Annotated in this window: 9 protein-coding genes and 1 pseudogene; 2 read left to right on the forward strand and 8 right to left on the reverse strand. The window is 75.7% G+C overall.

The annotated features are described in order from the left end of the window. Positions 1-121: 121 nt before the first annotated feature. The 7 genes and pseudogenes from ACLQ2V_RS26520 to nadD all read right to left on the reverse strand — a co-directional run bounded on the left by ACLQ2V_RS26520 (position 122) and on the right by nadD (position 7,709). On the reverse strand, positions 122-2,530 hold the full coding sequence (locus ACLQ2V_RS26520) for a ComEC/Rec2 family competence protein (protein ID WP_425721301.1): 2,409 nt from the start codon (positions 2,528-2,530) through the stop codon (positions 122-124). After that, positions 2,527-3,326: pseudogene (locus tag ACLQ2V_RS26525) on the reverse strand (helix-hairpin-helix domain-containing protein). The gene ACLQ2V_RS26520 and the pseudogene ACLQ2V_RS26525 overlap by 4 nt, the downstream one beginning before the upstream one ends. A 746-nt stretch (positions 3,327-4,072) precedes the next feature. Beyond that, the gene (locus tag ACLQ2V_RS26530) at positions 4,073-4,966 is read right to left on the reverse strand and encodes an SGNH/GDSL hydrolase family protein (RefSeq protein WP_425721302.1); all 894 of its coding nucleotides are present in this window, start codon (positions 4,964-4,966) and stop codon (positions 4,073-4,075) included. Positions 4,967-5,063: 97 nt separating this feature from the next. Next, positions 5,064-5,921 (reverse strand): DegV family protein, encoded by an 858-nt coding sequence (locus tag ACLQ2V_RS26535; RefSeq protein ID WP_425721303.1) that lies wholly within the window; start codon positions 5,919-5,921, stop codon positions 5,064-5,066. 47 nt (positions 5,922-5,968) lie between these two features. Beyond that, positions 5,969-6,598, reverse strand: a complete 630-nt coding sequence (locus ACLQ2V_RS26540) for a histidine phosphatase family protein (protein WP_425721304.1) — start codon at positions 6,596-6,598, stop codon at positions 5,969-5,971. Further along, positions 6,595-7,002, reverse strand: coding sequence for a ribosome silencing factor (gene rsfS, locus ACLQ2V_RS26545; protein ID WP_425721305.1), 408 nt, complete (start codon positions 7,000-7,002; stop codon positions 6,595-6,597). Before rsfS ends, ACLQ2V_RS26540 begins: the two co-directional genes overlap by 4 nt. A 110-nt stretch (positions 7,003-7,112) precedes the next feature. Beyond that, positions 7,113-7,709 carry a nicotinate-nucleotide adenylyltransferase gene (nadD, locus tag ACLQ2V_RS26550; RefSeq protein ID WP_425721306.1) on the reverse strand — a complete coding sequence of 199 codons (597 nt, stop codon included), beginning with the start codon at positions 7,707-7,709 and terminating at the stop codon, positions 7,113-7,115. 138 nt (positions 7,710-7,847) lie between these two features. Between nadD and ACLQ2V_RS26555 the strand changes: the two genes are divergently transcribed. After that, positions 7,848-8,486, forward strand: coding sequence for a PadR family transcriptional regulator (locus ACLQ2V_RS26555; RefSeq protein ID WP_425721307.1), 639 nt, complete (start codon positions 7,848-7,850; stop codon positions 8,484-8,486). A gap of 158 nt (positions 8,487-8,644) precedes the next feature. Beyond that, positions 8,645-9,838, forward strand: a complete 1,194-nt coding sequence (locus tag ACLQ2V_RS26560; protein WP_425721308.1) for an FAD-dependent monooxygenase — start codon at positions 8,645-8,647, stop codon at positions 9,836-9,838. A 51-nt stretch (positions 9,839-9,889) separates the two neighbouring features. On the opposite strand, the gene pepN is transcribed toward ACLQ2V_RS26560, so the two are convergent. After that, positions 9,890-12,406, reverse strand: a complete 2,517-nt coding sequence (gene pepN / locus ACLQ2V_RS26565) for an aminopeptidase N (RefSeq protein WP_425721309.1) — start codon at positions 12,404-12,406, stop codon at positions 9,890-9,892. Positions 12,407-12,427: the final 21 nt, after the last annotated feature.

The following is a 12,427-nucleotide window of genomic DNA, read 5'->3' on the forward strand; positions in this document are numbered from 1 at the left end:
TCGCACGCCGGCCCGCCGATCGTGCCTGCTCGTCGAGCCATTCGGCGGCAGAGCCCGCAGTCAGCGCAAATCCAGACATTTACCCACTTCCCTCACCAAAGCCGCCAACCCTGATCGACCCTCATGATTGGCGCCCCGGTGGGAGGCCCCGCGCCACCACCGCCAGCCCCGCCCGCCGGAGCACCACCGCCACGTCGCCGTCGGTGTCCGTGCGCAGCACCCGCGCGCCACCCCGGGCGATCCGGGCGAGCACGGCGGGGTTCGGGTGCCCGTACGAGTTGCCCACCCCGACCGGCACCAGCGCGACCCTGGGACGTACCGCGTCCAGGAACGCCGGCTCCTGGTACGCCGAACCGTGGTGGGCGACCTTCAGCACATCGGCGCGTACCCCGCCCGGCGGGGGACGGTCGAGCAGCGCCCGCTGCTCCTCGGTCTCGGCGTCGCCGACCAGCAGCATCCGCACCCCGGCCACCGTGGCGCGCAGCACCAACGAGTTGTTGTTCGGGTCGGAGCGGGTCCCCCGCAACGGGTACGGCGGCCCGAGCGCGACGAGTTCCAGGGCGCCATTCCGGTACGCCCACCCGGCCGGGGCCGCCGCCAGCCCCGCACCGCCCGCCGTCGCGGCGGAGCGCACCAGGCCCAGCCCGGCCTCGGGCTCGGACCACTGCGGCGTGCGCACCGCCCCCACCCGACGCCCCCGGAACACCCCGGCGACCCCGCCGACGTGGTCGACGTGGAAGTGGCTGAACAGCAGCAGGGGAACCTCCCGTACGCCGAGGCGCCGCAGGCAGCCGTCCACGGCCGCCGGTTCCGGCCCGGCGTCGACCACCACCGCCCGCCCGGTGCCCACGGGGAGCACCAGGGTGTCGCCCTGGCCCACCGCGCACGCCACCACCACCCAGCCGGTCGGCGGCCACCCGCCGGCCACCAACCGGACCGGCAGGGTGCCGACGATCACGGCCACCGCGACCACCGCCACGAGCCGGCGGACCAGCGGCCGCCGGGTGGCGATCAGCAACGCCACGGTCAGCCCGGCCAGCAGCAGCGCCCCCGCCACCCCGCCCGGCCAGGGCAGCGCGCCCGCCGGCAGCCGCGCCCCGTACCGGGCCACCGTCACCAGCCACCACGCCGGCCAGCTCGCCAGCCAGGCCGCGAACTGCGCGCCCGCCGGCCAGAGCGGGGAGAGTACCGCCGCCGCCACCCCGAGCACCGTGGCGGGCGCGATCGCCGGCACCGCCAGCAGGTTCGCCGGCACCGCCACCAGGCTCACCGTCCCGGAGATCCCGGCCACCACCGGCCCGCAGGCCACCTGGGCGGCGGCCGGCACCGCCAGCGCCTCGGCGAACCCGGGCGGCACGCCCCGCCGCCGCAGCCCGTCGCGCCAGCCGGGGGCGAGCAGCAGCAGGCCGGCGGTGGCCAGCACCGACAGCGCGAACCCGGGGTCGCCGGCCAGGTCCGGGTCGTACAGCACCAGCCCGACCACCCCCGCCGCGAGCGCCGGCAGGGCCGCCCGGGGCCGGCCGGCGGCCAGCGCCGCGAGACCGATCGCGCCCATGGTGGCGGCCCGCACCACGCTCGGCGAGGGGCGGACCAGGATGACGAAGCCCACCAGGGCCAGCCCGCAGAGCCCGACGGCAACCTGCGGGCCGGCCCGGGACCAGCGGGCCAGCAGCAGCACCGCCCCGACGACGATCGCGACGTTGGAGCCGGAGACGGCGTTCAGGTGGGTCATCCCGGTGGCGCGGAAGTCCTCCTCGACCGCCGCCGGCAGCCGGCTGGTGTCCCCGACCACCAGGCCGGGCAGCAGCCCGCCCTGCTCGTCCGGCAGCGGCTCGCAGACCCGTTGCAGGCCGGCGCGGAGAACCCCGGCGGCGCGCTGCGACCACGGCGGCGGGCCGTGCCGCGTCGGCGGACCGCGCACGGTGAGCACGGCGGCGGTCAGGTCGCCGCCGCGCGACGAGCCCAACCGCCCCGGCGCGGTGAGCCGCTGCCCGGGAAGCAGGCCCCGCCACCCCGGATCGGTGGCGAGCACCAGGACCCGAACGGGGGCCACGACCCGCGCGCCGTCCTGGCCGGTCAGGGTCACCAGATCGGCCCGGACCAGCAGGGTGGCGGGCCGGCCGACGACGCCCCGCACCGGGCGTGGATCGTCTGTGACGACCAGTTCGGCGTCGACCGTGGCCCGGTCGTCGACGAGCGACCGCACGGCGGGAGCGTCCCGCACCACGAGCCGGGCGGCGGTCGCCGCCGCGCCGCAGACCACACCGATCAGCACGGCCACCGCGATCCACCCGTACCGGCGCACGGGAGCCACCGGGCGACCCAGCACGCCGAGCAGGTGCCCGACGGTGCACGCGGCCAGCGCGGCGGCACCGACGGCCAGCAGCACCGCCGGCCGGGGACCGAGACGCAGACCGGCCAGCGCGGCCAGCCAGGCGGCCACCGCCAGCCCCGCCAACCGTAGATCGGGCACGTCCGCAGCGCCGCCGGTGGCGTCCTGCCGCCCCGCCTCCCCGCCCTTGCCGCTCACACCGTCACCAGGTCCTTGAGCTGCTCGTACCGGGCGTCGCCGATGCCGTCCACCTGGCGCAGGTCCCCCACCGAGCGGAACCCGCCGTTGCGGTCGCGGTGGTCGAGGATGCGCTGGGCGAGCACCGGCCCCACCCCCGGCAACGCGTCGAGCTGGGCGAGGGTGGCGGTGTTCAGGTTGACCGGGGCACCGGCGGCCGGGGCACCCCCGCCGGCCGGCTGCCCGGGTGTCCCCGCGACGGCACCGGGCTGCCCGGCCGGGGCGGCCACGCCGACCAGGATCAGTTCCCCGTCGGTGACCTTGCGGGCCGGATTCAGCAGCGCCACGTCCACGCCGGGCAGCGCCCCGCCGGCCGCCTGCACCGCGTCGGCGACCCGGGCGCCCGCCGGCAGCCGGACCAGTCCCGGGCGGCGCACCTTGCCGGCGACCGCCACCACCAGCTCGCCGGCCGGCGTCGGCCCGGCGGCCGACGGCCGGGCCTCCGACGGCCCACCGGGGACCGCGTCGACGGACGGGGCCGCCGCGACCGGTTCGGCCTGCGGCCGGGACTGCCACGCCCAGAGGGCCGCGCCGAGCACCACCGCCACGGCGACCGCCGCCAGCGCCCGCACCCCGCGCCGCCCGGGGTCGAACGCGCCCGGCCCCGGCAACCGGGACGGCCGCGCCCCGGGCGGCTGCTCCTCGCCGAGCCCGGAACCGTCGTCAAGCCCGGAGCTGCCGCCGGCCCCGGAGCCGTCATCGCCGAGCCCGGGGCCGTCATCGCCGGCCCTTGAGCGGCCGCCGAGCCCGGAGCCATCGAAGGAACCCGGCCCCTCGGACGACGACGCGGGTTCCGGTGCAGGCTCGGTGAACGGGCCGTTGGGCGGCCACGGTTCGGGCCAGGGGCCACCGACGGCCAGCGGGTGCTCGGGGGATCGCCGGAACCCCTGATCACGGGGACCGCGCGGTCGGGAACCCGTCCGGCCCGGCCACGGCACCGGACGCCCGGCCGGCGGGCCGCCGGCCGGGCCCGACCGCTCCTCCCCCGGCCGAGGCGTCGGCTGCTCGGCCGGCCGTTCCTCGGCTGCCCGCACCGCCTGCCAACCGGCCGGCCGTTCCTCGGGTGCCCGCACCGCCTGCCAACCGGCCGGCCGTTCCTCGGGTGCCCGCACCGTCGGCTGCTCGGCCGGCGGGTCGCCCGCCGGGGCATGCCGACGCCCGGGTCGGGCCACGGGGGCGGGCGCACCGCCGGCCGGCCCGGTCGGGAAACCGTCCCGGGGTGGGGGCAGGCCGTCGGCGGGCGGCGGGCCGGCGGACAGCCAGCGCAGTCGCCGCCGTACGACCGTCTCCTCGTCGTCTGACACGGGGCGAGGCTAGGCCGGCGGACGGACCTCGCGGGGGGTCGTCGCACTCACCTGTGGACAACGAGGCCCGCTGTGGACAACTGCCTGATCATGCCCTTCCCGTGGTAAGGGCACAGGACCTCGGGCCACGGCCGGCCCTGGCGGCCGACGTGCGGGTCCCCACCGGCGGCGTCTGCACCCCGCCGGTGGGGACGACCGGTCAGCTGTTCAGCTTGGCCAGCACCGCGGTGGCCATGCCCTGCTGGCCCTTGGCGTTGGGGTGGAACGGGGCGGCGGCGTTCTGCGGAATCAGCCCCTCGACCCACCGGGTGCTGCTGCCCTTGCACGTGTCGCGGCCGATCGACGGGGTGTAGACGTCGGCGTAGGTGGCGTTGTTGGCGGCTGCGGTCCTGGCGAGCATGGTGTTCAGGGACTTCTCGATACCGCGCAGGTACGGCACGTCCTGGTAGGCGATCGGGACCACCGGCCAGCAGCCGTAGCCGCTGTCGGGCAGGATCGCCGGGTACCCGAGCACCACGATCCGCGCATTCGGGGCGGCCCGGCGGACCGCCTGCAGCACGGCCGTCACCTTCGGTGCCGTGGCGGCGATCCTGGCCTGCAACTGGTCGACGCCGCCGGCGGTGTAGCTGTCCTTGCAGGGCGAGCCGAGCGGGCTGCTCAGGCTCGCCTCGGCGCAGTCGGTGATGATGTCGGCGAAGCCGATGTCGTTGCCGCCGATCTGCACGCTGACCAGTGCCGTGTTCGCGGTGACCGCGCTGAGCTGCGCCGGAACCGGGATGCCCAGCACGCCGTCACCGGCGTTGAGGATGTCGTTGGTGGTGGCACCGGAGCAGCTCACGTCGGTGTAGGACGACGACTTGGCGGACGCGGCGACCAACGACGAGAAGTTGCGGTTCGACCGCAGGCAGTTCAGGTCGACCTGGGTGGGGATCAACGAGCCGGCGGCGTACGAGTCGCCGAGCGCGACGTAGCGCCCGGTGGGCACGGCGGCGCTGGCCGGCACGGCGGCGGCCAGCAGCACGCCGGCGCTGGCCACGGCGAGCGCGGCCAGCCGGCCGGCCGCCCGGAGGAGCGGCAGGGTGGGACGGGTCATGGCATCTCCCGGAGGGGGGCTGGTGGGGTGCCGTGATTCTGTCCGCGCCGTGGCCATACGTCAATATTCAAGGTCATTACTGCCGAACGGGCTGCGGTCAGCGCGCGGCGGGGCGGCGGTGCACGACGACGCTGGCCAGCCCGGGGCCGGCGTGCGCGGCGACCACCGCGCCGGCCTCCGTGACGTACGCCGCGCGCAGCCGATCGCCCAGCCGCTCGGTGAGTGCGGCGAGGAGCTGTTCGGCGCGCTGCGGGGCGGCGAGGTGGTGCACGGCGATGTCCACGTCGGCGTCCTCGGCCGCGGCGACCGCCAGGTCGACCAGGCGGGCCACCCCTCGGCTGGCGGTGCGCACCTTGTCCAGCAGCACGATCGCCCCGTCGGGCATGTGCATGATCGGCTTAACCGACAGGGCGGTGCCGAAGAGCGCCTCGGCGGCACCCATCCGGCCGCCCCGGCGCAGGAACTCCAGCGTGTCGACGTAGAAGAAGATGCTGGTGCGGTCGATCGCGTCCAGCGCCGCCCGGCGTACCCCCGGCAGGTCGGCGCCCCGCGCGGCGGCCTCGGCGGCGGCGAGCGCCGGGAAGCCCAGGCCCATGCCGGTGGCGCGGCTGTCGACGACGGCGACCGCCGCGCCGACCTCGGCGGCGGCCAGGCGGGCGGCCTCCACCGTGCCGGAGAGCTCGGCCGACAGGTGCACCGACACCACGCCGTCGGCGCCGGCGTCGAGCAGCCGCCGGTACGTCCCGGCGAACTGCTCCGGCGACGGCCGGGAGGTGCTGACGGAGACGCGGCGACCGCCCAGCGCCCGGGTGGCGTCCGCCGGGAAGGTCTCGATGCCCTCGAGCCCTTCCGCGCCGTTGAGCACCACGGTCAGCGGGACGACGGTGAGCCGGTGCGCCCGCACCAGCTCGGGCGGAAGGTAGGCGGTGGAGTCGGTGACGACCGCGACGGGCATGCCGGCACCGTAACCGATGTCGCCACCGGCCGCCCGCGCTCGCCGGCTCAGATCGCTTCGGGCGCGGTCGAGCCGGTGATCAGGCCCACGTTGTGCGCCCGCAGGTGCCAGCCCCGCAGGTCGGTGTGGCGCAGCTCGGTCCAGTGGCAGTTGAGCAGCGGGCCGATCGACCGCAGCACGGTGTGGTCCCAGCCGAGCAGGTAGCCGCAGCCCTGGCGGGCACCGCCACCGTGGGTGGCGACCACGATGGTGCCGCCGGGCGTCTCGGCTGCCGCGTCCTGCAGGGCACCGCCGACCCGCTTGCCGAGGTCGTCGAGGCTCTCGATGCCCGCGCCCGGGTCGGGGTCGCCGGCCCGCCAGCGGGCGTACTCGTCGGGGTACCGCTCGGCCGCCTCGGTGCGCGCGAGCCCCTGCCAGCTGCCGAAGTGCCGCTCACGCAGCCGGGCGTCGGTGCGCACCGGCAGCCCGGTGAGCGCGGCCAGGGCGGCGGCGGTGTCGGCGGCGCGGCTGAGGTCGCTGGCCACGATCGCGTCGGGGCGCAACGCCGCGAGCAGCGGCGCGGACGCCCGCGCCTGCTCCCGGCCGAGGTCGTTGAGCGGCACGTCGGTCTGGCCCTGCACCCGGTCGCCGGCGTTCCAGTCGGTGTTGCCGTGCCGCCAGACGATCAGTCGGGTCATTCGGCGGCGGTGGTGCCGGCGGCCTCGGCCTCGACCAGGTCCCGGTCGACGTACCGGACCTGCGGGCAGTCCTTCCAGAGCCGGTCGAGGGCGTAGAACTCCCGCTCCTCGCTGTGCTGGACGTGCACCACGAGGTCGATGTAGTCGAGCAGCACCCAGCGCCCGCCCCGCTCGCCCTCGCGCCGGACCGGCTTGGCCTTCTCCGGCAGCTCCAGCAGCCGCTCCTCGATCGCGTCGACGATGGCGGCCACCTGACGCTCGTTGGGAGCGGAGGCGACGAGGAAGATGTCGGTGATGGCGAGCTGCTCACCGACGTCGATGAGGACGATGTCCTCGGCCTTCTTGTCGGCCGCGGCCTGGGCGGCGGCCATCGCCAGCTCGTGAGCGCGTTCGGAAACTGACACCGTTCTCCTTCGATCATCCGTGCGACCCACCAAGCGTCTCACATCCACCGGGGTGACGACCCGCCAGTTTCGGCCGGTTTTGCGGATGAACGGGCAGGTTTCGGGCGCGGTCACCGCTGATAGAGCCGCCGTTTTGCGATGTACTGCACCACACCGTCGGGCACCAAGTACCACACCGGTTCCCCCCGGGCCACCCGCGCCCGGCAGTCGGTCGACGAGATCGCCATGGCGGGCACCTGCACCAGGCTGACCGTGTCGGCGGGCAGGTGCTCGTCGCTCAGCTCGAACCCGGGGCGGGTGACCCCGATGAAGTGGGCCAGGGCGAAGATCTCGTCCAGGTTCTTCCAGGACAGGATGCGCTCCAGCGCGTCCGCCCCGGTGATGAAGTAGAGCTGCACCTTCGGCCCGTACTCCGCGTGCAGGTCGCGCAGCGTGTCGACCGTGTACGTCGGGCCGCCCCGGTCGATGTCGACCCGGCTGACCTGGAACCGCGGGTTGGAGGCGGTGGCGATGACCGTCATCAGGTAACGGTCCTCCGCCGGGGTGACCAGCTGGTCGGTCTTCTGCCACGGTTGCCCGGTCGGCACGAAGACGACCTCGTCCAGCCCGAACCGGTCGGCCACCTCGCTGGCGGCGACCAGGTGGCCGTGGTGGATCGGGTCGAACGTGCCGCCCATGATGCCGACCCGCCGGATGTCGTCCTCCACCCCGTGATCGTAGGTGGCTCGCCGGGCGGCGACCGGCGGGCCCCGGCCATCGGACCGGCTTCCGGCTTCCGGCTTACGCCCACCGAACATATACTCGTTGGCGAGTAATCGGAGGCGAGCATAGGCGGGAGGTCCGGCATGGGCGGGCGGCGCAGGGTCGACAACCTCACGGCGTTGGCCGTGCTCGCCACCCTGGTCGAGGGCCAGATGCACCCGTACGAGATGGCCACCACCCTCCGCGACCGGGGCAAGGACCAGGACATGGGGATCAAGTGGGGGTCCTTCTACACGGTGGTGCGCAACATGGCGCGGCACGGCCTGATCGAGGCCGTGGGGAGCGTCCGTGAGGGCCGGCGCCCGGAGCGCACCGTCTACCGGATCACCGACGACGGGCGGGCCGAGCTGGTCGACTGGGCGCGGGAGCTGGTCGCCACCCCGGTCCCGGAGCAGCCCCGCTTCCGGGCTGGCCTGTCGGTGCTCGCCGCGCTCCACCCCGACGAGGCCACGACGCTGCTGCGGGCCCGACTGGCGGTGCTGGAGGACGGGATCCGCAGCGACCGCGCGGCGCTCGCCGGGCACGCCCGCGTGGTGCCCCGGCTGTTCCTGGTCGAGAACGAGTACGACCTGACGATCCGGGAGGCGGAGGCCGCCTGGATCCGCTCGCTGCTGACCGAGCTCACCTCGGGCAGCTACCCCGGGCTGGACGAGTGGCGGACCCGCCACGAGGCTCCGACGCCCCGCACCGGCCCGGCGGACGGGGGCGACACCATTCCCTGACGGACAGCCCCGGCCCGGTGCGCCAACACCGGGCCGGGGCCCTTACCCCGAACCGACACCTGTTGGCGCCCGGCCCGAAGCGGCAACCACGAGGATACCGGCGCTCCCTCCAGGTGGGTTCGGCACGCACGACCACCGACGACCCCCTGGGAGGGACCGTGTCCAGAGTAAGAACATCGATCGTCATCGGCGGCGGCATCGCCGGCCCGGTGACCGCGTTGGCCCTGCACCGTGCCGGCATCGCCGCCACCGTGCACGAGGCGTACCCGAGCACCACCGACGGCGTCGGCGGGACCCTCGCCCTCGCCCCCAACGGCGTCGCGGCGCTGCGCCTGGTCGGCGCGGACGAGGCGGTCGTCGCCGTCGCCACCCCGATTGACCGGCAGGTGCTGGCGGCCGGTCACCGGCACGTCGCCCTGCCCGGCCTGGCCGGGGTGCCGCCGCTGCGGGTGGTCCGCCGCAACGCGCTGCACCAGGTGCTGCACGACCGGGCCGTCGCCGAGGGCGTGCCCATAGTGCACGGCAGCCGACTGATCGGCGTACGGGAGACGGCCGGCGAGGTGACCGCAGTCTTCGCCGATGGCAGCACGGCGAGCGCGGACGTGCTGATCGGCGCCGACGGGATCCACTCGACGGTGCGCGGCCTGATCGACCCGCATGCCCCCGGGCCGAGATACACGGGACTGCTCGGCTTCGAGGCGGTGGCCCGGCACGAGGTCGCCGCGGAACCCGGGACCATGACCTTCACCTTCGGCCGGCGTGGCTACTACCTCTACTGGCCGGAGCCCGGGGGCGGCACCCGGTGGGGTGTGAACCTGCCGCAGGAGCGACCGGTGAGCCTCACCGAGGCCCGGGCCGTGCCGCCGCAGGCGTGGCTGCGCGCCCTGCAAGCCGCCTACGCCGACGACGAACCGGGCGGCGAGCTGATCCGGACCAGCACCGCGGCGGGCTTGCACCCGGTGGGCTCGTTGCACATCATGCCGCCGGTCCCGCACTGGCACCGGGGTCGGATGGTGCTGGTCGGCGACGCGGCGCACGCCCCCTCCAACAGCTCCGGGCAGGGTGCCTCGCTGGCCGTCGAGAGCGCCGTGCAGCTGGCCCGCTGCCTGCGCGACCTGCCCGATGCGCCGTCCGCGTTCACCGCGTACGAGCGGCTGCGCCGCAGGCGGGTGGAGAAGGTGGCGGCCCGGGCCGCCCGGATCAACCGGACCAAGGCCCCGGGCCCGGTGGCCCGCGCGATCATGCCGGCGCTCATGCCGATCCTCGTCCGGACCGCGATGGACCCGGAGAAGACGGTCGGGCACGAGCAGCGGTACGTCATCGACTGGGACGCCCCGGTGACCGCCGGCTGAGCCCTTCGCCGGGGTGGCGCACCCGCTCGGGTGCGCCACCCTGGGCCCGGGTCAGGCCGACACGGCGGCGACGGCCGTGCGGGCGATCAGGGCCCGGCGCAGGTCGTCGTCCAGGTCGACGACGACCCGCCGCAGGCCGGGGGTGAGGTCGTCGCGGGCCAGCAGCGCCGCGGCCAGCTCCCGGGTGGGCTGCGCCACGGCGTACCGGGGGAAGGCGGCCCTCGCGACGTGCTCGGCCACCCAGGGGGTACGCAGCCGCGCCGCCGCCGGCATCTCCGCGAAGTACCGGGGCACGTACGACGCGGTCAGCTCGGCCTGCTCGGGCTGCCAGAACCCCTGGGCGGTCTCCTCGACGAGCCGGCCGGAGAGCTCGGTGTCACACACCACGATCTCCCACGCCGCCGCCTTGGCGGCCGGGTCGGGCAGCGCGGCCCGGCACCGGGCGGCCCGCTCGACGCCGGCGCCGCCCGGGTCGGCCGCCGCCTGGGCGGCGATCTCGGCCTCGCCGGCCGCGCCGAGCACCACCAGCCGGGCCAGCAGCGACCAGCGCAGCTCGGTGTCGACGGCCAGCCCGTCGGGGACGCCCCGCCCGGCCAGCCACCCGGCCAGCAGTTCGGCGTCGGTGCTCGCCCCGATCAGGGCGCGGGCGGCGGCGAGCTGCCGGGACCCGCCCGGCGGGGCGGCGGCGAGCAGCCGCCGGGCGGCCCCGGCGAGGCGGAGCAGCGCCGCGTCGCGGGCCGGTGCGTCGAGATACCGGTCGACCAGCGGCCGGACCGCCCGCAGCACGTCCGCCACGATGAGCACCTCGGTCTCGGCGGGCAGCGCCGCCTCGACCAGCCCCACCAACTCGGCGACCGGCCGCTCCCCGTCGGTGGCGGCGTCCAGCGCCTCGCTCCAGAGCAGGGCCCGGGCCAGCGGGTCGGCCAGCCCCGGCAGCACCAGCGCGACGGCGTCCGCCGAGGCGGGATCCAAGCGGATCTTGGCGAAGGTCAGGTCGCCGGCGTTGGGCAGCAGCAGCTGGGCCGCCGGCTGCCCGACCAGCCCGGCCAGCGGGGTGCGGCCCCCGTCGGCGTCCGGGTCGAGGTCGACCTCGTCGTGGACGACCGTGCCGTCGGCGGCGTACCGGGCGACCCCGATGCGGTGCGGGCGCAGCACCGGGTGCGCCGCCGGGGCGGTCTGCACGATCGCCGCCTCGGCGTACCGGCCGTCGACGTCGACGCGAACCTCGGCGCGCAGCGTGTTGACCTGGGGCTGGCGCAGCCAACGCCGCGCCCAGTCGGTCAGGTCCCGGCCGCTGGCCGTGGCCAGGGCGCCCAGCAGGTCGGCGAGGGTCGCGTTGCCGAAGCGGTGCGCCGCGAAGTGGGCGTTCAGCCCGGCCAGGAACGCCTCGTCGCCCACCCAGGCGACGAGCTGGCGCAGCACGCTGGCGCCCTTGGCGTACGAGATGCCGTCGAAGTTGAGCAGCGCGAGGGCCGAGTCGGCGACCTCGTGCGGGGCCACCGGGTGGGTCGAGGGGCGCTGGTCGGCGGCGTACCCCCAGCCCTTGCGGCGCAACGCGAAGGTGGTCCACGCCTGGTCGAACCGGGTCGCCTCGGCGGTGACCCGCGTGCCGAGGTATTCGGCGAAGGACTCGTTGAGCCACAGGTCGTCCCACCAGCGCATGGTGACCAGGTCGCCGAACCACATGTGGGCCATCTCGTGCGCGATGACGGTCGCCCGCTGCTCGCGCTCGGGGTCGGTGACCGCCGAGCGGAAGACGAAGTCGTCGCGGAAGGTGACCAGGCCCGGGTTCTCCATCGCACCGCCGTTGAACTCCGGCACGAACGCCTGGTCGTACTTGCCGAACGGGTAACGCTCGTCGAAGAGCTCGTGGAACCGGTCCAGGCACTGCCCGGTGACGGTGAAGATCTCCTCGGCGTCGGCGTCCAGGTGCGCCGCCAACGACCGGCGGCACCACAGGCCCAGCGGGATGCCGTCGTGCTCGGCCCGGCGCACGTGCCACGGCCCGGCCACCAGCGTGACGAAGTACGTGGCCAGCGGCGCGGTCGGGGCGAACTCCCAGCGCCCGGGGCGGGGATTGGCGGCCAGCGCGCCGTTGGCCGCGACGGTCCACTCCGCCGGGGCGGTGACGGCGAGGGTGACCGGCGCCTTCAGGTCGGGCTGGTCGAAGGCGGCGAAGATGCGCTGCGCGTTGTCCAGGAACGTCACGGCGTAGAGGTAGGTCTCGCCGTCGGCGGGGTCGACGAAGCGGTGCAGCCCCTCGGCGGTGTTGGAATATGCCATCTCGGCCTCGACGACCAGCGTGTTGGCCTCGGCCAGGTCGGTCAGCGGCAGCCGGTTGCCGGCCAGGGAATCGGGATCGAGGTCGCGTCCGTTGAGTCGGGCCGCCAAGGCCCCGGCGGGGGCGACCTCGACGAACGTCTCCGCCCCGGGGATCGCCCGGAAGCGGATGGTGGTGTGCGAGCGGAAGCGCTCGGCTCCCCCGGTCAGGTCGAGGTCCACCTGGTAGGACTCGACCGTAATCAACGCGCCACGCGCGGTCGCCTCTACACGGCTCAGGCTCGTCATCCGCTTATCCTGCCCGATGGG

The organism is Micromonospora sp. DT233 (genome assembly GCF_049841815.1).
GTDB lineage: Bacteria > Actinomycetota > Actinomycetes > Mycobacteriales > Micromonosporaceae > Micromonospora.